We start from the raw sequence: 21,606 nt of genomic DNA on the forward strand, positions 1-21,606 counted from the left end.
GATGTAAGCCTTAGCCCAACCAAACGCGGGCATTGCGGAACATATGCAACCAGGGGCTGAACTCGCCGCCCGCATCGGCCTGCCCCCAGCGCTCGGGCGCCCACGACATCATGACATTGCGCGTAACCCGCTCGGGGTGCGGCATCATGATGGTGAAGCGGCCATCGGCCGTGGTGACGCCGGTCAAGCCGTTGGCGCTGCCGTTGGGGTTGTACGGGTAGGTTTCAGTCGGCTTACCGGTGTTATCGACATAGCGCATGGCCGCGATTACCTGGGCGGCGTCGCCTTGTGCGGCAAAATTGGCAAAGCCTTCGCCGTGCGCCACAGCAATTGGCGCCTGCATGCCGGCCATGCCCTTAAAGAACAACGACGGCGAATCGGGGATCTCGACCATGGACAAACGGGCTTCGTATTTTTCGGACTGGTTGCGCGTAAAACGCGGCCAATGCTGGGCGCCTGGAATCATGCTGGCCAAAGCCGCCATCATCTGACAACCATTGCACACACCTAATGCAAAGGTATCGTTGCGGCCGAAGAACGCCGCAAACTGGTCAGCCAGCTGCGCATTGAAACGAATCGTGCGCGCCCAGCCTTCGCCGGCACCCAATACGTCGCCGTAACTGAAGCCGCCTACGGCAACCAGACCCTGCACGTCGTCAAGACGCACGCGTCCCGACAGCAGGTCGGTCATGTGAACGTCCCAAGCTTCGAAACCGGCCTTGTCAAACGCCCAGGCCATTTCCACCTGACTGTTGCAACCCTGCTCACGCAAAATAGCCATACGCGGGCGGGCACCCTTGGCAATAAAGGGCGCAGCAATATCTTCTTGAGGGTTAAAGCCCACTTTAGGCGTGAAGCCTGGGTCTTGCGTGTTGGTCCAAACGTCGTACTCGGCTTGCGCACATGCGGGGTTGTCGCGGCGCGCCATAATGCGGCGGCTGACTTCGCTCCATTGCTGGGCCAATTCGCGCCATGGGCGCTGATACACGCACTTGCCGTCACGGAACACCTGAATTTCTTCTTGGGTGTTAAGCGAACCCACGACATGCGAATGCGCCGACAAGCCTTTCTCGCGCAGAGCTTGCAACACGGCGTTGCGCTGCTCGAGCGGAACTTGAATAACTGCACCGGCTTCTTCGTTGAACAACGCCTTGAGGGTGATTTCATCGCGCTGCACAGCCATTTGCTCGGGGCGAATTTTGTAATCACCCCAGTCGGCAGCCACCGGATCGATGGTCAGCATGTCGAGGTTGATCGAGACCCCGGTGTGGCCAGCGAAGGCCATTTCGCAAACAGTGGCCAAAAGCCCGCCATCGGAACGATCGTGATAAGCCAGAATGTGACCCGCATCGGCCAGCTCGCGAATCGCTTCAAAGAACGCGCGAACGGCGGCTGGATCTTCGACGTCGGGCGTACTGTCTCCCACCTGGTTGAACGCATGTGCAAGCACCGACCCTCCCATACGCTGACGCCCCTGCCCCAGATCGATAAGAATCAAGGCCGTCGCACCAACATCGGTACGCAACTGCGGCGTTAATGTTTTGCGCACATCAGCCACGGGAGCAAAACCCGTCACAATAAGAGATACCGGCGAAATCACTTCGCGCGAAGCGCCGTTTTCGGACCAGGTGGTGCGCATGGACAACGAATCTTTACCCACAGGAATAGACAAGTCGAGCTGCTGACACCACTGGCTGACGGCCGACACCGTGTCGTACAGCGCGGCATCTTGGCCTGGCACACCGCAAGCGGCCATCCAGTTAGCCGACAATTTAATGTCTTTCAGCGACCGTACATCGGCCGCCACCAGATTGGTTAGCGCCTCGGTAATAGCCATACGGCCCGATGCGGCGGGGTCGATCATGGCCAGCGGCGTACGCTCGCCCATGGCCATGGCTTGCCCGTCTGTTGATTCGAAATCAGTCAAAGTAACGGCGCAATCGGCCACCGGCACCTGCCACGGGCCCACCATCTGGTCGCGGCTGTTCAGCCCGCCGACACTGCGGTCGCCGATGGTGATAAGAAATGTTTTGTTGGCTACCGTAGGGTGGCGTAATACGCGTTCGATCGCCTCAGGCAAGGCAATCAGCGGCAAATCTACGGGCTCGGCAACGCCGTCAAGACGCTGCACATCGCGCGTCATGCGGGGAGGCTTACCCAAAATAACGTCAATGGGCACGTCGACCGGGCGTATTTCGTCTTTGGGTGTCAGGTCGGTAACCCCGGGCAGACCTTCACCCAGCGTGACACGCAATTGGCGTTCTTCAGTAGCCACACCCACAACCGCGTAGGGGCAACGTTCACGGCGTGCGATGACATCGAAACGGGCCAGGTCTTGCGGCAAAATCGCCAGCACATAGCGTTCTTGTGCTTCGTTGCTCCAGATTTCAGCGGCCGACAGCCCCGACTCTTCGAGATGAACCTGAGTAAGTTCAAAAATAGCGCCGCGACCCGCGTCGTTGACGAGTTCGGGGAAGGCATTGGATAACCCGCCAGCGCCCACGTCGTGAATGGCCAGAACAGGATTTTGCGCGCCCTGTTGCCAACACCGGTCAATGACCTCTTGGACGCGACGTTCAATTTCGGGGTTACCCCGCTGGACCGAATCAAAATCGAGCTCGGCGGTATTGGTGCCCACGCTCATGCTGGAAGCTGCGCTACCCCCCATACCAATACGCATGCCCGGGCCGCCCAACTGAATGAGCAATGCCCCGGGCGGGATCGGATCTTTATGTGTCAGGCTGTCTTCGATGCTGCCCAAACCACCCGCAATCATGATGGGCTTGTGATACCCCCAACGCGTGCCACCAGCAGTTTGTTCGAACGTACGGAAATAACCCGCCAGATTGGGACGGCCAAATTCGTTATTGAATGCAGCGCCGCCCAGCGGGCCTTCGACCATGATGTCGAGCGGGCTGGCGATGCGATCGGGCATACCGTGGGAATCGACTTCCCAGGGTTCGAGCGCATCGTCGAAACGCAAATTAGACACGGTAAAACCGGTCAAACCGGCTTTGGGCTTGGAGCCCCGGCCCGTGGCCCCTTCGTCGCGGATCTCGCCCCCTGCCCCGGTAGACGCCCCGGGGAACGGCGCAATCGCCGTCGGGTGATTGTGCGTTTCGACCTTCATGAGGGTGTGCACGGTAGCCTGATGATGGCCGTAGGCCGTAGCCCCCGCTTGCGATGGCTCGGTGCCAAATTGCCCTGCGTAAAACAGCGTGGCCGGCCCACCCGTCATAATGGCGGCGTTGTCAGAATAAGCCACTACTGTGCCTTGCGGCTGGGCGGCGTGGGTGGCACGAATCATGCCGAACAACGTATTGGGCTGCGCCTGACCGTCGATTACCCATTGGGCATTGAAAATTTTGTGGCGGCAGTGCTCGCTGTTGGCCTGCGCAAACATCATCAGTTCGACGTCGGTGGGGTTGCGCCCAAGGCCAGTAAACGACTGTTCAAGGTATTCGATTTCGTCTTCGGACAACGCCAAACCCAACTGCTGGTTAGCGGCTTCAAGTGCCGCGCGGCCCTGACCGATGACATCGATGGTTTGCATGGGCTTGCCAGGCAAAGACGCGAACAACGCCTGGCCGTCGAAGGTGGCGTCGACCACGGTTTCGGTCATGCGATCGTGCAGGCAAGCTGCAATTTGCGCCAACTGTTCGGGTGAAACAGAGGCCGTCCCCAGCAAACCTCGCGACGGTTGAACGGTATAACGAACCCCGCGCTCGACACGACGCACGGCCGTCAGGCCACAATTGTGAGCGATGTCGGTGGCCTTACTGGCCCAAGGCGAAACCGTACCCAGACGAGGAATAACGCGAAGCACCAGCGTGTGCTTGTCTTCTTTGGCAGCCGGCGCGGCTGTGCCGTAATCGAGCAATTGGGCTAAGCGATCGGCATCGGGCTGCGAGAACCCCGCTTCGGTCCAGACAAAATGCTCGTAGCGGCCCTGAATATCGGCCACAGGCAATTTGAGCTGGGAAAATTTCTGGAGCAGGCGCTCGCGACGGAAAGCAGACAGAACAGAGGAGCCGAGGAAATGCTGGATAGAGTTCACGGTGGGACGCGCTAAATGATGGGGAGACAATCCATCATTTTAGCCTTTTAAACCGTACGCTGGCCCGGCTCTGGGTAAGACACCTCGATAATGTCCAGCTCGTCGATGCCAGCCGGGGTGCGCAGCGTAATGGTGTCGCCCTCGCGCGCCTTGATCAGCGCCCGCGCCACAGGCGAAATCCAGCTGATTTTGCCCTGTAACGGTTCGGCCTCGTCAACGCCCACAATGGTGACCCGGTGGTCTTCGCCGGCTTTGTCGCAATACAGCACCGTCGCCCCAAAAAACACCTGATCGCGGTTCGGCTGCAAAGACGGATCGACCACTTCAGCCTGTTCAAGCCGCTTGGTTAAAAACCGCATGCGGCGATCGATTTCACGCAGACGCTTTTTACCGTACAAATAGTCGCCGTTTTCAGAGCGGTCACCATTGGACGCAGCCCACGACACGACCTGCACCACTTCCGGCCGTTCGACCGTCATTAAGTGGGCAAGCTCGGCACGCAGACGCTCGTACCCTTGCACCGTCATGTAATTTTTGGTGCCCTTGGGCAACGGCACGGCCTCGGGGCCAAGGTCGTCATCGTCGTCGTTGTCGGTTTCTTTGGTGAAGGCTTTGCTCATGGGTGGCCAAAGGCATAAAGGAGTTACTGCACCCGGTTATTGTAAACACGAACGACGCGCCCGCTGTAAGGTGCCGGCGGGTAATTCGAGCACGGACCGCGCCTGCAGACACAGACTGACGCGCCAAGGTTTTAAGCCCTGCACATACTTTACCGGCCGCATTTCATTGTCGAAATAAACGATATCGATAGCACTGGCTAAGCCAAAGGTATGAACTGAACAACAGGGGTAAAGCCATAATGCCCGCCCCCGCGTCGGAATACCGCAACGCCACACCCCCAACAGGCGCGCTGACCAGGAGGTTGCAAGATCAACAACCATTGTGCTTCACATTAAAAATCAGCAGACAACAATTTGATAACAATAGGAAATGCAATCACAAGAAATGTGCATGGAAAAATACACACCACCATAGGAAAAAGCATTTTTACCGGCGCCTGCAAAGCCAGTTTTTCGGCGCGTAAAAAGCGCTCATTACGTCGCTGTTCGGACTGCGCACGCAAAATAGGCCCCAAGCTCATGCCCAGGCTATCGGCCTGTTCCATGGCCATCACCCACTGCTGGACTTCGGCCAGACCCGTGCGTGCCGCAAATAATTTCAGCGCGGCAATGCGCGGCATCCCCGCGCGCATGTCGGTTTGCGCGCGGCGCAACTCTGACATCAGCGCACCTTGCGGGCCATGCGTTGCGGCCTGAATCAACGCGCCTTGCAAATTCAGGCCGGCCTCGACACACAGCGTGGTCATATCCAGCATAAAGGGGAACTCGCGCAACATGGCAAGCTGCCGTTCTTTGGCACGACGACGCAAGTGTTGAACAGGCAAACAGGCAAGCACGCCGCCGGCGACCAAACCTGCGCCCAGCAGCGCGGGCAACCCAGGCTCTGCGTATTGGAAAAGCACCCATACGGACAACGCCGCGCCGAGAATGAAACATAACAACTGTAATGCCACGACATGTTCGGGCCGCCAGTCTTCAGGCCAGGCAGACAGGCTCAAAAGCTGGCCCAGGCGTCGACGCCGCGCCCAGCTAATGAAAGGCTTACACACCTGCGATAGCGCCTGAACCCAAGGCCAAACAAAACGCAACATGCCACGGTTCTGTTGCGATGAGGTAGCGGAGCAAGATTGCGCCCAAGGTTGAAATACCAGCCACAACAGGCACGACAGGCAGGTACCCGCTGCCATTATGCTCAACCAGAACATGCTTCCCCCAATAGCGCCCCCGGCCGGAGACAGGATCGACTACACCTCGATATTGACGATACGGCGAATCAAAAGCACACCGGCTACTTCAAGTACAAGAACAGTAGCGATCAGCGTCCAACCCAGAGCGCTTTCCCAAAGCTGCGCCATGGCCTGCGGCTCAAGATAATGCAGCGCCACGGCCAACAGCAGCGGCAACCCGGCCATCACCCAGGCTTGCATACGTCCCTGTGCGGTCAACGCATCAATTCGCCCCAACAAATGCAAACGTGATCTCAGCGTGAAGGCAATACGTTCAAGTGTTTCGGCAAGATTGCCGCCGTTATGCGTAGCGATGGTCAGCGCAGACACCACCAGGCGGGTACTTTCGGTGGGCATGCGCATCGACAAGCCCGACAACGCCTCGTCAAAAGCACGCCCCATGCGTTGCTCGCGCAGCATCAACCCAAGCTCTTGCGACAAAGGTGGCGCAAACCCTGAAACGACTTGCCGCAACGCAGTTTGCATGCCAGAACCCGCCCGCAGCGCCCCGGCCAACGCCAACAGCAAATCGGGCAACTGTGCATCGAACTTGGCCAGTCTGCGTTGGCGAGTACGCCTGGCCAGTAACGGCGGCACCCCTAGTGCCCCCAGACCCAACATTAAGGCCAACACCACATTTGCAGACATCAAACCAACAAGCAGCACTACAGCAGCACAAAAAGCCACATTGAGAGCCCATAGCTGGCGAGCGTCGAGGAACAAAAACACTTCGGCCAACCGGACATCGGCCTGATCGGTAAAGATGGCACGATAACGACCGTAAGCCACAGCCAACGCCTGTTGAGCCAATCGCGCAAGCAAGACAACGGCCAACATTGTGAAGACAAATGACCAAAGCATCACATCACCGTATCCGGGGCGGCCCCACCATTCAACACTGCCGCACGTTCCAGGGCGAACGCCGCCGATGACGGCTGCCACGGCGTGCGCTGGCCGAAGGTGTCGGGCCCCAGCCCGGCCTGCACCAACACCGGCAACGCCAAAGATTCTGGCAAAACACCACAGCCCCGAAAGCAGGCCGTACCTTCAGGTTCAAACTGAAACAGCGTCTGAGACAAAATACGTCCGCTCTCGGTACCCCCTATTTCAACAATAGACGTAATCAATCGTTGACCCGAAGCCAGCCGTGCCTGTTGGACAATTAAATCGATACTTGCAGCGATATGCTCCCTGACTGCAGTCAGGGGCAAGTCCATGCCGGCCATCAAGATCATCGTTTCAAGACGCGCCAGGGCGTCGCGCGGGCTGTTGGCATGAAGCGTGGTTAAAGAACCTTCGTGACCCGTATTCATGGCAGCCAACATGTCGAATGCTTCTGCACCCCGGCACTCGCCCACCACAATGCGGTCGGGCCGCATACGCAACGCATTACGCACGAGGTCTCGAATATCAATACGCCCCCTGCCCTCAAGGTTCGCCGGCCGTGCCTCGAGGGTGACCCGATGCGGATGGGTTAATTGCAACTCGGCAGCATCTTCAATAGTGACGACACGCTCACCTTCAGGAATGCAGTTCGACAGCACATTCAACAATGTCGTCTTGCCCGATCCTGTCCCACCTGACACCAGAATATTTTTTCGATGCTCGACGCACACAGCAAGAAATGCGGCCATATGCGGGTCAAGCGCCCCCACATCCAGCAAGTCGGACATAGTTGGCCGCCGTGCGGGAAATTTGCGTATGGTCAGACTTGCACCCCGCAAGGCCACGGGCGGAATCACCGCATTGACACGCGAACCGTCTTTAAGCCGGGCATCAACCATCGGCGCGCTTTCATCCACGCGCCGGCCCAACGGCGCCACAATGCGGTCAATGACCTCGAGCACCGCCTGCTCGCTACTGAATATGGCCGGGTGCCGCCTCAATTGCCCCGCCGACTCGGTATAAATCTCATCGAACCGGTTCACCATAATTTCGGTAATGGTATCGTCAGCCAAGAGTGGCTCCAGCGGCCCCAGGCCAACGGCCTCGTTGACCACCTCGGTAATCAACGCTGCGCTATCCACCCAATCGGGAAGGCTCACGTCATCGTGCACCAGTCGATGCACGACACGTCGAGCCTCAGCGCGTAAATCGTCATCGCTTAACGCAGCAATATCGCGACGACGAAGATCAAACTCTTTGATCAGAGCCTGGTGAAACCTCACTCTTAAAGACAGTACCTTGGCCCGCTGGACGACATTAAGCGACGTATCGTCATTGCGTTCAGGAGTGCCGGCGTTCACGCGGCCTAGCGAAGTTGTTAGGCCTGACGCTAAAGCCGTCACCGGATCAATGGTGACGCCCGCCCCATCTTCAGGAGCGCCTGACCTATGGGTGTCGTCAAGCACATCGCCTTGAATCCTGATAAGGCAGGGGCCGACGACTAACTCGTCACCCGCAGCCAGCGCCGTATGCTGAATGACTCGCCGACCATTCAAGGCCGTACCCGCCAGCGAGCCCAAATCTTCAAGAAACAACTTGCCTGCCCGCATTTCGATGCGTGCATGCCTCTTGGCCACACGCCATGCTTTGATACGCAGACCGCAGTCGGCATCACGCCCTATCGCCAGCGGCAAAGCAAATTGCTCAATAGCCGTCTGCCCGTCTTCGTATTGCAACGACAATGTCAACATTACGGCTCCTTTTTATCAAGCGTCGCGCCCGTTGTTGCGCCCGACCATTGGGACCCCGGGCCTTCGTGTGGCCGCCAGGTCTGACGCCCACCACCGTCAACTGCCCCAGGTAAAGAAACGAGGGGACGAACGGGTGTATTGATACGCGGCCCGGCATCAAATGCGGCATCAAGCGCCACCGACGAGCGCCGGATACGATCAGCCAGATCAGGGTTTTCGGCGTCTACCACGACCGGCGTCACAAATATCGCAAGCTCGGTCTCCTGGCGCTGAAAGCGCTCGGATTTAAACAGCTCACCCAACACAGGTATATCGCCCAGCCCGGGAACCTTGCTGACGTTGCTCGAGAGTTCTCTGGAAATAAAACCCGCAAGAACAAGGGTCTGCCCGGAACGCACATTGAATTCGGTCGACGCCCGGCGCGTTTTAAGCGACGGGCCTGTGGGGATCGACAATGCCGTGTCTATGGAACTGACCTCGACCTCCATTCGGGACCGGATCGCCCCATTGGCCTCGACCTGAGGCGTAATACGCAATGAAACGCCATAAGGCTTGAAAGACGTATTGGTATTGCCGCGAGCGTCGACGGTGGAATACGGCACTTCGCCGCCCGCCAGGAATTCGGCCGTTGCACCACTGCGCGCCAGCAACTGTGGCTGCGCAAGCACGACGGCATCGCCGGTTTGCGCCAGCAACTTGATTTTTGCCGACAACAGCGCATTGGCGCCAAAGTAGCCCGCAGCAATTCCGGCCGGGAATGGCAGGGCTAAGGGTGCTTCGGCGGGCCGCATTTCAATGCCGCGCGATGCCCCCTCCCAGGCCACACCCATCCCGGCACCACCAACCGATTCGCTGTCCCATCTGACGCCCAACTCGGTTAGCTGGCTTTTGGGCACTTCCACCACCTGCACATCGAGCAGCACCATACGATCCCAACCGACACTACTTGTGAAATCGACGAGTTGTGGATAGCGTTTCGTTAATGTCTCGACGCGCTTTCGATCTGCATCCGACAAATCGCTGCCTTCGACAAGCAGTTTGTCTCCAACCACTGAAATTTTTGCGTTCGGAATCCTTTGAAGCACTGACTTAAGCTCTGCCTGGGTCTGTCGGGCGCCCTCAGGGGCCACCTCGACCTGATATCGGTATCTCAGACCTTGAGACGTCCATATCTGCACGGCGCTAGAGCCCTCGTTGCGCGCAAAAACAATGACTTCCTTTTCTTCGGTAGTGATGGCGTTGACCACATGACCATCACCAACCGCTACCCTTGCCACGTCGGGTATGGCCAGTACCCTAACCTCGCCGGCCTGCATCTGCAGTAGCTGCTCGGCTTGCGCCTGTGCAGGATTTGCCACCGACCATAGACAAGCCGCAACCAAGACCGGCACACCGCATTGCGATCGGTGCAATTTAAGAAAACGGATACAACCCGCATATAGCCAGGCCTTGGAACGAGAACTCATGGAGCCTCTCCCTCTGCGGTTTGGGTGTCGTCAGAATCAACTGCGACTCCGTGAATACCCCCGCCAAGGCCCGTCGGGACATCGTTGTGTAATGCGACATCTGTCGCCCCCCCTGAGCCCACACGCACCAAACGAGGTTGATCGGGAAGATCAAACACCCCACTTTCGTGGCGAACAGTGGGCACTGTCGGATTCAGTCCCGGCAAGGCCTGCTTTCCGGTACTGCCATAAATGACCGGCGCACGCTTAGGGTAAGAACTCTGGGGTGCAGGTCGAGCCACACCCAATAAACTGGCCAGATCACCTCGCACGGCTTTTCTGCTGGAATCAGCATCGTCAGACCGGCGCAGAACGGATGTAATCACACCGCCTTGCCGCGCAGCCACCAGCTTGACGGCATCTTCAGGGGACGTGTCGAGCGTGACCGTACCGAAACTACCCGACCCCACCCGATCAGACTGGCCGTCGGTCGCAATGGTGTCGAGCCCCGTCGCCAGCACCTGGACGCCTTGCAGCAAGGGCGCGGTAATACGCCGACGCTGGTAATCGAACGAAACATACAAATCAATCAGATCACCCGGTTTGAGCAAACCGGCGACGGCATTAATGGCATCGACCGGCATGGTGATTGCCCGGCGCCCTAACCCAAGCTGATCCGAAAACGGGGCAGGACCCGCCCCGCGTGTGTGGGCTGCCCCAATGGCATCGCCTGCCCTGAGCGGAACCTTCAAGACTTGACCCACCACGTAAGTGACCTGCTCGGGAGGCATGGAATCACTGGAAACAAGTGAACGAGGATATTGGCGCGTGGCGAGATGGCTGGTGTCGATCAAAGTGCCTGCGGGCAAATCGAATGCGGCTACGATACGAGCTACCGTCGGAACCGAGGCTGCAGCCTCGAGCTGACGCACTTTCTGATCGAGATGACGCTGTGCTGCCAAAGCTGCAAACACCCCTGAAGCCAATGCCACCCCCCACACCACAAGCGTGCGCCCGGCAACCGGCAAACGGTGCATGAATAACTGCATGTCAGCCGCCCCCAACTTGCAACGGCTCGGCCGCATGCAAGAAAAGCGTTGTGCCGTCACCAACCTGATACGCCGAAAACACAAGTTTGACGCTCTGTTTGCCCCACTGCTCCAAACTTCCGGTCGAGCTATCAGACAACCCCGTCCAGCCTTCCTTACGCAAATTTTCTTGAACAAGACGACGCAGCGTGGCTGGTGGTAGCGACGCGCTGTGCACCTCGTGCGTTGTTGTAGCCATGGACGAATGCGTGGTTTGCCGGTAACGCGACTGCGCCCATTGCGATAACCAGGGCAACACAGCTGCACGCTCTTGAGTCGATGACTGCCCCGAAAGCAGCATCATGGACAGCACCCCTTTGACGCCGTCGGACGTTGCAGTCAGATCAGCAACCCAATGTTTGCCGCCTGCTACACCGGACAAGACCACCTTGTTACGCAAGACCAACGCCCGCTGAAACACATTGGGAAACTGACTCATACGCGCCGCCGTTGCCATCAACGGACCTGCATCAGAAAACATCCGCCAATACACAGGCTGACCACCCAAGGTTGCCTGCTCGATAGGTTCCCACACCATATCGGGCGCAGCCAGACGCTCAAATACCCGCATGATGTCGGCCCCGGCCTGCACCGGCGACGTCGCCCACAACATGCAGCCGGCAAACGCCCATCGCATAAAAAGACGTGTAGACATCATCCGGGGCTCCCGCCAGAAGGCTTGAGATGCCAGGCGGGCACGTCAGCATGCCAGGGTGAAAGCCAGTCTAAATCGGGCACAGCGCGAGACCACCCCCGATCGAGGGGCTCTAGAACCGATGCAAGCGCTTGACCCGTCGACACCGAGCTAGCGGTTGCAACTGACCAGGCCGCCGCCGATGAACCGACGCGTTGAACGACATCGGCGTCATCGATGGCATGGCCAGCCCCCACCAAAATAGATTGCCTGCCGACCAACAACGGGGCTGCCCCCGTGTCCAAAGCTCGTGGCTGCAACCGGACAACGGCCTCAGTCAGCAGACTATCCCCTACACCCAATGATGAGGCCAGCACTGCGGCGCCATGCGCCCCCGCTCCGGGTTGAGCGTATGGCGAAAGCGCAGGCAATGTACCGATATCAACCGACAACTCGGGGCGCCCCGAACGCAGCCACGACTCGCCAGCGCGAGTACGCCACTGATGCGACGGGCCGGAAAAGTAACGCTCTCGTACCAGATCAGCAGCCGCCGACAAACTGCCACCACGCGTGGCAGCAAAGGCAACAGAACGACTGGCATGCAAAACCTGCAAGGCCATATCTTGCAGTCGAAACAACCAGGTTGATGCCGCCCACAAGCCGCACAGCACGACCAGCACCACCACCCCTTCGGCAAGCGCCTGACCTCGCGCCTGTGTTGGCAGCCGTATCATGGCCCCACCTTCATGCTGTGACGTAATGCCGGACTGATTGCCAACCGCGCCTGCCAATAAGGGTTAAACAAATTTTGGCGCTCGAGCCTGCGATCGGCACGCGCTTGCGGCCGCTGAAAGTACGTTTCGGCTGCACTATTAGTGTGGACGCGCTCACCCGAGGCAATAGCGCGAACAAGGTGGGCCGAAAAATACAACGGCTTGGCCTGGCCAGACTGACGGACGTCGAAATACCTTGGCAACCCACGCATGGACCATAGCGGACGCTGCGACACGGCCCTTGAATTTGCCAACGGGTTGGCCGAACCCGAAAAAATATCCCAATCGGTATGCGCGTGGACCCATCGCCAGAAATCTTGCGCAGCAAAGTTGTCGGGAGGATTCTGCACGTGGGGCATATCGTTGCCTGTCGCGTGCTGACCCGCAATCCAGCCCCACCCCATCGCATATTCCCGGTAATAACAACCTATCCATTTGTTCGATCGCAACGCATGGTAAGACTGCGTATCTGTCGATGACCAACGCCCGTCTGATTCGAGCCGGGTGTCGCCCCTGCGACGCAGCTCGTGACGCATATGAGGACAACGAGGATTGACCATCCAGGCATTTCGCATTGTCTCGTTACGCGGCGCAAGAAAAACAAATCTGGCAACAACGTCGGTTATGAAGCCCGAAAGTGACAGCCCGCCATGCTGGGCCAGGTAATCGTCCAGACCGTCATCAGACACCTTCAGCGAATAGTTTTCGTCGGGATAGCTTCGATTGAGCACCAGGGTCATGGCCTCGTCACGTGATCGACGCAAGTTCGTCACGATGTCTTGCTGGGCCTTGAACAAAGTATCGTGCACCAGTCGATCGTGGCCGGCATACGCTTGTGCCAACGCCCCAAACCCTGCGGCGGCCGTTTCGCGCCCGGCAGCCCTATCGGCCGACGCATATGCCGCCCCATGCGATGCGCCGAACATCATGGCAATAAGATAGGCCGGCGGGTTCCCCTGAACGAGTTGCCTGGCCTCGTGCCCGCCAAACAAGGCCCACGACCCCAACGTAGTCAAATGCGCCATGGCGACCTGATGCCCTACCTGCGCCCTATTGATAAATGACAGCAGATTCAGGGCACGCGCCTGTACCAGCGCACCGCTGTAGGCCGCCGCATCGAGCGCGTGGGTTTGATCGGCCCGCGCGCCCAACACCTGCCCGACGCCAAAGTACCGAATCATCGCCAATGCCGCCACGCCAACCAGCAGCAACCCCAACACCATGGATTGCCCGTGCTGGCGCGCCGGGCCGCGCGATACGGAATGAGCAGCGCGCAACACCTTTACTGCCCGCCACCGGCGTTGCCGGTAAACGACTTGAGACTTTTGGCAGCCGTTTGCGCTGCCGCTGCCTGCGCGGCCGTTTGTGCCATTTGCGACTCGGCCGTGCCGTCTTCGCCGGCAAGCTCTTTTGCCATTGCCGCCGTTTGCGACCTGACCACTTGGCCAAACGTTTGATAGACGGCAATGGCCGCAACGGCAACCAGCGCCACGATAATGATGTATTCAGTCATGCCCTGGCCCGCCTGTTTATGCATCCGCATTGTCATAACGCCCCCTTTGATCAGATGGCTCTTAGTGTGGCCAATAGATACGGGCACAACAATTCGCAGATGCCGAGCCGGCGAAAAGTATCCGGCCAACGACTACGGCCAACACATCACCGGAAAAAAATACAAACAGATGGCCATACCTAAGCCCACAGCGGTTTACACCAACCTTAATTCACGCTTAAGATAATTAATAACCGGCTGCACCTGATGCCTAGTATCCAAGTCAACACCACAAGCACCCAAACCATGAGCTCCAAACCTGCAAAACCTCGCAAACCCCGCGCCAAAGGCCGCCCCGACGCCGTCGATGGGGTGGGCCCGGAAGCCCTGGTGCAAGCTGCTATTGAAGAACTAAAGCACAGCACACCGCAGGCCTTGACGCTTGCAGCGGTGGCCCAACGCGCCGGGGTGCACCCTGCGCTTATTCGCTATTACTTTGGCACCAAAGACGGTTTACTGACGGCAGCCACCCAGCAACTGGTCGAGGGCGAGCACGACACCGTACGCCCGTCAGTGCAAAGCAATTCGCCGCTGGGCGACAAACTATCGGCGCGGCTGCGCGGCATGATCGAATTGATTGAAGCCAACCCGCATTTTCACCGGCTGGTCATGGACCAGATCTACCAGAAGTCGGCCGAAGACAAAGGTAAAGCCTTGTTAGGCCGGGTCACATCGCGCGGCCTGCAACTCACGGTGTCTATGTTGCACGACAACCCTCAAGCCCCCATCCGCGCTATTGACCCGCGTTTTCTGCATATCGCCTTAATCGGCCTGACAGAATTTTTTACGGCAGCCGGCCCGCTGCTGTCCGAGCTGTTCGGCGACGATGCCGACCCAGCCGAGCTGAAGACACGCTACGTCAACTTTCTGACTGACCTGATTCTGCATGGTCTGGAACAACCTATCGCTAACCCTGATTGACCCGGTATCGCTAGTCGGCCAATAATTCACGCTAACGTTAATTAATTTAAATGCGTAAATTCAAATGCTTAAGAACTTTTGGTACGTTGCCTGCACCAGTGCCGAACTGGCCCAACAACCGCTTGGCCGTATTATTTGCAACGAACCGGTCGTTATTTACCGGCAGGCCGACGGCGCCCCCGCCATTCTTAAAAACGTGTGCCCGCACCGGCAAGCGCCCCTATCTATGGGGGTGGTCGAGGGCAACACGCTGCGCTGCATCTACCACGGCATGACGTTCGATGCCGGCGGCAAGTGCGTGCATATCCCCTCTCAAGACGTGATCCCGCCGCGGTCGCACATTCGCAGTTATCCGGCGCAAGAACGCTATGGTTTGGTATGGATTTTTACAGGCAAGCCCGAACTAGCCGACAGCACGCCGCTACCCGCCCGGCCGTGGCGCGAGTCGGCGCAATGGAACACCGAAGTCGTCCAGTATTTTCATGTTGATGCCGCAGCCGAACTGATGAACGACAACCTGCTCGACTTGTCGCATGTGGCGTTTCTACATGCCTCGACAATTGGGTTTGATGCGCGTCGTCTTGAAAAAGACCCATTGCAAATTGACGTTGACGAGGGGTGCATTCGTACCACCCGAGTATTCAAAAACACCACGCAAGCGCCGGCCCATAAAGCCTGGCATACCTTGGCCGAGCCTGTCGATCGCACCCAGCTGGCCGAATGGACGGCCCCGTACAACGTAACCGTGCTGGTACGCAACGAAAACGATCAAGAACAAATAGATTTGCGCGCCGACCATTTCATCACACCCGAAACTGACACCTCGCATCACTACTACATTGCCTTGTCGCGCAACTTTCGTACCGACGATGCCGAGTTCTCGCAAAAGCTCGACGCCGACACCCGCCGTGTTCATACCGAAGACGTCGATATCGCGCAGGCCCAACAGGCGATGAAACCGTGGGTGGCCAACGAGCCGCAAATGGCGCTAAAGGCGGACAAGGCCGTCACCGCAGCACACCGCATGCTGGCGGCGCTGGCCGAAAAAGAAACCACAACAGAGGCCGCCCATGGCTGAGATTAAACACGTACTCATCGTGGGCGCCGGCATCGCCGGATGCTCGGCCGCCATTGTGCTGGCCAATCGGGGAATCCGCGTCACACTCATCGAGAAACAAGCCGAATGGCGCTTTCAGAGTTCGGGCATTTTTGTGTACAGCAACGGCTTGGCTGCACTGCAGCGGGTGGGTGTGCTGCCCGACATTCTGGCGGCCGGCTTTGCAATTGACGACGGCAAAAACATTTACCTTGACCACTTGGGCAACCCCATTACCGACGTGTACTACCCCACGGTAGATCCGGCTATCCCGCCCATTCTGGGCATCAAACGCAGCGAAATTCATCGGGTACTGGCCAGCCGCCTGGGCGCGCTGGGCGTCGATATACGACTGGCGACAACGGTCGTACAAATCGACAAGAACACCGACGCTGGCGCGACGGTAACGTTGTCAGACGGCAGCCAAACCAAATACGACCTGGTGTTGGCCTGCGACGGCATCCGCTCTCAGGTGCGTCAAATGGCCTTCCCCGAAATCGCACCGCGCAGCACCCATTTTGGCGTGTGGCGCAGCGTTCATCAGCGCCCGTCCTGGCTTAACAAAAAGTATATGTTGATGGGCGTGGGCAAGCGCCTGGGCATTATGCCCATCAGCCACGACAAACTCTACATTTTTGGCACCATCAGCGAGCCCGACAGCCCCTGGTTCGATCCCAGTCACTGGCCGGCGCTCATGCGCGAAAAATTTGCCGAATTTCAAGGCCCAGTAAAACAATTTCTGGACGAAGTGTCGGATCAGACCGAAGTGCTTTACACCCTGGTCGAAGAAATTGTGGCTCCCCTGCCCTGGCATCGCGGCAGCATTTTGCTTATAGGCGACGCGGCACATGCATCAACCCCATTTATGGGCCAGGGTGGTGCCATGGCGATTGAAGATGCGGTTGTCTTAGGCGACTTGCTAGATAAGCATGGCCACGACACTCGCGTACTGGAACACTTCGGGCGTACACGACTACCGGTATGCCAGTTTGTGCAAGACGCTTCGCGCCGCGTCGGCGAAGCCGGCGCCGTCGAAGATGCCCAGAGCTGCATGACGCGCAATGAAGCCATGAAAACCAACGCACAACATCAAGTGGAGCAGTTTTACGCCCGGTTGGGCGATCTGCGACACCCTCATTAATTTTCAAACCCGCAACACAAACTTTTTGCCTCAGGCAGTTAACCAAGGAGACTCAAGATGATTCGAACGCTATCTAAATGGCGCACCAACGCGTCGGTGGCATGCCTGGCCCTGGCCACCGCACTGGGCGCTGGCCCAACGCAAGCTGCAGAGCCCCTGACCGAAATTACCTACCTGCTGCCGGCACCAGCGGGCGTGATTGCCTTTGCCCCTTTCATGCTGGCCCAAAACAAAAATTACTATGCCCAACAAGGCCTGAAAGTAAATTTCGTGACAGCCAAAGGCGGCGCCGATGTGGGTAAGCAGCTGGGTGCGGGTAACGCACCATTGGGCGGTGCCTTGGGCGACACCCCCATTATTCTTCGTCAGAACGGCATCCCCGTTAAGGGCGTGGCGCTGCTGGGTGGCCAAGCCCTGCACCAGATCATGATGCGCGCCGACGCCAATATTAAGTCTCCGGCCGACCTGAAAGGCAAAACCTTTACGGTGATGTCTTACCAAGACACCTCGTTTTACGCCACGCTGGCCGTGCTGTCACAAGGCGGTCTAAAACGCGACGACACCGATGTGCAAGCGGCCGGCCCGGTCGGCATCTGGCAATTGGTGGGTACCGGCAAAGCCATTGGCATGATCGGCGCCCCCGAGAACGGTTTCATGGTTGAGGACGGCGGCGTGGCCATGACATATGAGTCGACAGGCAAATACTTCCCCGGCATGGCGCAGGCCATTATGGCGTCTGAAAAAATGATTGCCGAAAAGCCCGAAATTATTCAGAAGTTCTTGAACGCCACCCTGAAAGCCTTTGCCGAAGTCCGTGACAACCCGGCGCAGGCCACTGCCGAATACGTGTCGTTCATGCCCTCGTACAAAGGCCGTGAAAAGTTTGTAGAGCAAGTACTGACGTATTACGCGAAAAACGTGTATTCGGGCCAGGAACGCACCGGCAGTTTCGACCCCAAACGCGTGTCGGCGCTGCAAGACTTTTACCTCAAAGAAGGCATTATTCGCGACCGAATCGATCTGAACGATCTGTTTACCAACCAGTTCATCCAAGTGGCCAAATAAGCCAAAACGTAACCAAGCTGGGCGGCGCTTGATTTTGGTCAACTAAACAACCGGGCGTCGCCGTCGTTAATCCCCCTGTCAGGTTACGATCTGGCAGGGGTTTTTACTGTCAATCACATAAGCAAGGGGCAATTTCCCCGGCTAATTTGGGGTAGCAGGCAGTTTCACCCACTTACAATCGCGGGTTAGACGTTGCTCAGACATAACCTCGCACATCTTGTAGCGAAAAAACGGAACCCACTCTCTGTATGCGTAAAAACCTGCCCGTCACTAACATCGAAACTGTTGTTCGCGAAGACCAGTACCTGATTTCTAAAACCGACATGAAAGGTCGGATCATTTATGCCAACCCGGCATTTATCGAAGTCAGCGGCTTTACGCGCGACGAGTTGCTGGGCAAACCGCATAACCTGATCCGCCACCCCGATATGCCCCCCGAGGCCTTTGCCGACCTATGGGACACACTGAAAGAAGGCAAGCCCTGGTTGGGCATCGTAAAAAACCGGCGCAAAGATGGTAGCTATTACTGGGTGCTGGCCAACGCCTACCCGGTCGTCGAAAACGGTGAAGTTACCTGCTATGCCTCGGTCCGGGTCAAACCCACCGAAGAACAAATCAAAGCCGCAGAAGCCTTCTACCAGGACATCAACGAAGGCAAGGTGCGTTGGCATACCGTCAAGGCTGGGCAAAAAGTCCGTAAAGGGCTACTGCGCGTGCTCGACTACGCAGCCATGCCCTTTAACAACAGCCTGCGCTCAAGCCTGCTGCGCATGTCGGCCATGGGCCTGGGCGCCATTGGTATTGCCAGCTGGTTCGCCGCGCAAGGCGGTGTCCCGTCGGGTCAGGCATGGTACGTATGGCCTGCAGTTGGCGTGCTGACGGCAGGTATGCTGGGCTATGGTTGGCTGGTAGCGCAACGCGCCATTACGTCGCTGGCCGACGCGGCCCGCGTAGCACGACAAATTTCAGCGGGTAATCTGACGCTTGCGCTGCAAGAAGGCAAAAGTGACGAGGTCAACAACCTGAATTTCTACCTCGACATCATGCGCAAGAGCCTGATCAGTATCGCGCACGATGTCGAAGTCGGCGTGCATTCAACCGCCCACACGGCCCAGGTTTTGTATGCCAACAACACGCATTTGTCGGCACGCACCGAAGACAACGCGGCATCGCTGCAAGAAACGGCCGCCGCCATGGAAGAGCTGACAGTAACCGTCAAACAAAACACCGACAACGCCCATCTGGCCAGCCGTCTGGCCGACGAAAGCATGAAAATCGCGCAACGAGGCGGTGAGGTGGTCGGCGAAGTGGTTCACACCATGGACGGCATCAGCGAAAGCTCGCGCAAGATTGCAGACATCGTCACCCTTATTGAAGGCATTGCGTTCCAGACCAATATTCTGGCGCTTAACGCAGCCGTCGAATCGGCCCGTGCCGGCGAAGCCGGCAAGAGCTTTGCCGTTGTCGCAGGCGAAGTACGCAACCTGGCCCTGAAAAGCTCGCAAGCGGCCAAAGAAGTCAAAAACCTTATCGACGATTCGAATTCGCGCATTACTGCCGGGTCTGAGCAAGTCTCTCGCGCTGGCGCCACAATGCAGGAAATCGTTGACTCCGTTCGCCGTGTTACCGACGTGATGGCCGAAATCTCGACCGCGTCGGTCGAACAAACTACCGGCTTGACCGAAATCAACCAGGCGGTCTCGCTGATGGACACCGTCACCCAGCAAAACGCCAACATGGTTCACGACCTGGGGCAAACCGTTCGGCACTTGTCGGCCGAAGCCGAAAATCTGGGCGTGGCCATTGCAGTCTTGAATACAGGTGTCGGTCAAAAAGGCCGCCCTGCACAGGTCGGCTCCGACGAGCCGAAACTGGTCGGCTAACCCGGCCTGAGGCCAGGGCTGCCCTGGCCGCCGGTTACACGGGGCTACAATAACGGGGCCAACCGCAGGGTTGGCCCCGTTTTATTTCCGGAGACACCGTGAGCGTACCAATTTTTGACAGCTTCCTGACCACCACCGACATCATCGACGTTTTCGACGATATGGCGGTAATTCAAGGCATGCTTGATTTTGAAGCCGCGCTGGCACGCGCCCAGGCCGCCGAGGGCCTGATTCCGGCCCAGACCGCGCGCATCATCGAAAAACACTGCGTGGCCGACGCATTCGACCTGCCTGCCATCATTGTGGCTGCGCGCCGCGCAGGCAGCATGGCTATACCCCTGGTCAAGGCGCTGACGCAAAAGGTCGCCACCGAAGACCCCGAGGCCGCGACGAAAGTGCATTGGGGCAGCACCAGCCAAGACGTGATCGACACTGCGGCTGTACTGGTAACCCGCAAAGCCCTGGCTCTGATCGACGGCGAATTAAACAGCCTGGCGGCCCGCTTGCTCACCCTGGCACAAACGCACATACAAACACCGGTACTGGCTCGCACACTCATGCAACCGGCACAAGTCACCAGCCTGGGCTTCAAATTCGCCAATTGGGCCGCGCCGCTGGTACGCAGCCGCACGCAGCTTAAGACGCTGGCCAATCAGGCCCTGCAGCTGCAGCTGGGCGGTGCAGTAGGCACGTTGGCCGTCATGGGCGAGAAAGGCCCAGCCGTAGCCCAGCGCGTTGCTGCCGACCTGGGGCTGGCCAACCCCCTGGGCAACTGGCATACGCAACGCGATGAATGGGTTCGCCTGGGGCTTGAGGTTGCCGTGCTGACAGGTAGCCTGGGCAAAATCGCCACCGACCTGAGCTTGATGGCCCAGGGTGAAATCGCCGAACTGGCCGAGCCTTCGGGCCAGGGGCGTGGCGGCTCGTCGGCCATGCCCCACAAACGCAACCCGGTCTCTTCCATGATTGCGCTGGCCGCCGCGGGCCGCACGCCGCATCGGGCCGCTGCACTGCTGGCCAACATGCCACAAGAACACGAACGCGGGCTGGGCAACTGGCAGGCCGAATTGGCCGAATGGCCCGGTCTGTTTTTAAGTGCCCACGGTGCGCTGACGGCATTGCGTGAGGCTATGGATGGTCTGGTTATCGACGCGGCACGCATGCGACAAAACATCGATGCCCTGCAAGGGTTGATATTCGCAGAAGCGGTGTCCATTTACCTGGCCGGCGTCATCGGACGCCCAGCTGCCCACCATTTGATGGAAACCTTGACCGCACGCGCCGTCACCGAAAAAGCCCATTTGTCAGATGTGGTACGCGCGGCCGTTAACGCCGACGAAGCCCTGCGTACCCAGCTTGATCTCTCGGCGCTCGACGCCCTTTTCGACCCGGTCAATGCTACCCACAGCGGCGCCGCCATGGCCCGTACGATTATTCCCCAATTGCTTGCCCAACTGGCTTAACACATA

The 21,606-nt window shown here is 58.3% G+C and carries 17 protein-coding genes; 6 read left to right on the forward strand and 11 right to left on the reverse strand.

The window, feature by feature from the left end:
- Positions 1 to 10: 10 nt before the first annotated feature.
- The 11 genes from purL to CHR62_RS12745 all read right to left on the reverse strand — a co-directional run bounded on the left by purL (position 11) and on the right by CHR62_RS12745 (position 14,028).
- Positions 11 to 4,057, reverse strand: coding sequence for a phosphoribosylformylglycinamidine synthase (gene purL, locus CHR62_RS12690; RefSeq protein ID WP_123661160.1), 4,047 nt, complete (start codon positions 4,055 to 4,057; stop codon positions 11 to 13).
- Positions 4,058 to 4,104: 47 nt separating this feature from the next.
- A complete protein-coding gene (gene greB / locus CHR62_RS12695) occupies positions 4,105 to 4,677 on the reverse strand; it encodes a transcription elongation factor GreB (protein WP_123661161.1) in 573 nt (190 codons plus the stop codon).
- A 332-nt stretch (positions 4,678 to 5,009) separates the two neighbouring features.
- On the reverse strand, positions 5,010 to 5,768 hold the full coding sequence (locus tag CHR62_RS12705) for a type II secretion system F family protein (protein WP_233574993.1): 759 nt from the start codon (positions 5,766 to 5,768) through the stop codon (positions 5,010 to 5,012).
- A 153-nt stretch (positions 5,769 to 5,921) separates the two neighbouring features.
- A complete protein-coding gene (locus CHR62_RS12710; RefSeq protein WP_093970280.1) occupies positions 5,922 to 6,764 on the reverse strand; it encodes a type II secretion system F family protein in 843 nt (280 codons plus the stop codon).
- On the reverse strand, positions 6,764 to 8,539 hold the full coding sequence (locus tag CHR62_RS12715; protein ID WP_123661164.1) for an ATPase, T2SS/T4P/T4SS family: 1,776 nt from the start codon (positions 8,537 to 8,539) through the stop codon (positions 6,764 to 6,766). Before CHR62_RS12715 ends, CHR62_RS12710 begins: the two co-directional genes overlap by 1 nt.
- On the reverse strand, positions 8,539 to 10,005 hold the full coding sequence (locus tag CHR62_RS12720; RefSeq protein ID WP_123661165.1) for a type II and III secretion system protein family protein: 1,467 nt from the start codon (positions 10,003 to 10,005) through the stop codon (positions 8,539 to 8,541). The genes CHR62_RS12715 and CHR62_RS12720 overlap by 1 nt, the downstream gene beginning before the upstream one ends.
- Positions 10,002 to 11,033 (reverse strand): Flp pilus assembly protein CpaB, encoded by a 1,032-nt coding sequence (cpaB, locus tag CHR62_RS12725; RefSeq protein ID WP_233574994.1) that lies wholly within the window; start codon positions 11,031 to 11,033, stop codon positions 10,002 to 10,004. Before cpaB ends, CHR62_RS12720 begins: the two co-directional genes overlap by 4 nt.
- Before the next feature lies 1 nt (position 11,034).
- Positions 11,035 to 11,730: a hypothetical protein gene (locus CHR62_RS12730; protein ID WP_123661166.1), complete on the reverse strand. Its 696-nt coding sequence runs from the start codon at positions 11,728 to 11,730 to the stop codon at positions 11,035 to 11,037.
- A complete protein-coding gene (locus CHR62_RS12735) occupies positions 11,727 to 12,440 on the reverse strand; it encodes a hypothetical protein (RefSeq protein ID WP_123661167.1) in 714 nt (237 codons plus the stop codon). The genes CHR62_RS12730 and CHR62_RS12735 overlap by 4 nt, the downstream gene beginning before the upstream one ends.
- Positions 12,437 to 13,759, reverse strand: a complete 1,323-nt coding sequence (locus CHR62_RS12740) for a hypothetical protein (RefSeq protein ID WP_233574996.1) — start codon at positions 13,757 to 13,759, stop codon at positions 12,437 to 12,439. The genes CHR62_RS12735 and CHR62_RS12740 overlap by 4 nt, the downstream gene beginning before the upstream one ends.
- 2 nt (positions 13,760 to 13,761) lie before the next feature.
- Positions 13,762 to 14,028 carry a hypothetical protein gene (locus CHR62_RS12745; protein WP_093970285.1) on the reverse strand — a complete coding sequence of 89 codons (267 nt, stop codon included), beginning with the start codon at positions 14,026 to 14,028 and terminating at the stop codon, positions 13,762 to 13,764.
- Between the two features lie 249 nt (positions 14,029 to 14,277).
- Here CHR62_RS12745 and CHR62_RS12750 point away from each other — a divergent pair, with 249 nt between their 5' ends.
- The 6 genes from CHR62_RS12750 (at position 14,278) to pcaB (ending at position 21,600) form a co-directional block, all read left to right on the forward strand.
- Positions 14,278 to 14,952: a TetR/AcrR family transcriptional regulator gene (locus CHR62_RS12750; protein ID WP_158609127.1), complete on the forward strand. Its 675-nt coding sequence runs from the start codon at positions 14,278 to 14,280 to the stop codon at positions 14,950 to 14,952.
- Positions 14,953 to 15,016: 64 nt separating this feature from the next.
- The gene (locus CHR62_RS12755) at positions 15,017 to 16,030 is read left to right on the forward strand and encodes an aromatic ring-hydroxylating dioxygenase subunit alpha (RefSeq protein ID WP_123661169.1); all 1,014 of its coding nucleotides are present in this window, start codon (positions 15,017 to 15,019) and stop codon (positions 16,028 to 16,030) included.
- Entirely contained in the window at positions 16,023 to 17,189 is a 1,167-nt protein-coding gene (locus CHR62_RS12760) for an FAD-dependent oxidoreductase (protein WP_123661170.1), read from the forward strand. Before CHR62_RS12755 ends, CHR62_RS12760 begins: the two co-directional genes overlap by 8 nt.
- 57 nt (positions 17,190 to 17,246) lie before the next feature.
- A complete protein-coding gene (locus CHR62_RS12765; protein WP_093970289.1) occupies positions 17,247 to 18,254 on the forward strand; it encodes an ABC transporter substrate-binding protein in 1,008 nt (335 codons plus the stop codon).
- 248 nt (positions 18,255 to 18,502) lie between these two features.
- Complete coding sequence (locus CHR62_RS12770) at positions 18,503 to 20,137, forward strand: PAS domain-containing methyl-accepting chemotaxis protein (RefSeq protein WP_123661171.1); 1,635 nt, start codon at positions 18,503 to 18,505, stop codon at positions 20,135 to 20,137.
- 98 nt (positions 20,138 to 20,235) lie between these two features.
- Complete coding sequence (gene pcaB / locus CHR62_RS12775) at positions 20,236 to 21,600, forward strand: 3-carboxy-cis,cis-muconate cycloisomerase (protein WP_123661172.1); 1,365 nt, start codon at positions 20,236 to 20,238, stop codon at positions 21,598 to 21,600.
- Positions 21,601 to 21,606: the final 6 nt, after the last annotated feature.

The sequence above is a fragment of the Pusillimonas sp. NJUB218 genome (assembly GCF_003788685.1).
In the GTDB taxonomy this organism is placed as follows: Bacteria; Pseudomonadota; Gammaproteobacteria; order Burkholderiales; family Burkholderiaceae_B; genus Neopusillimonas.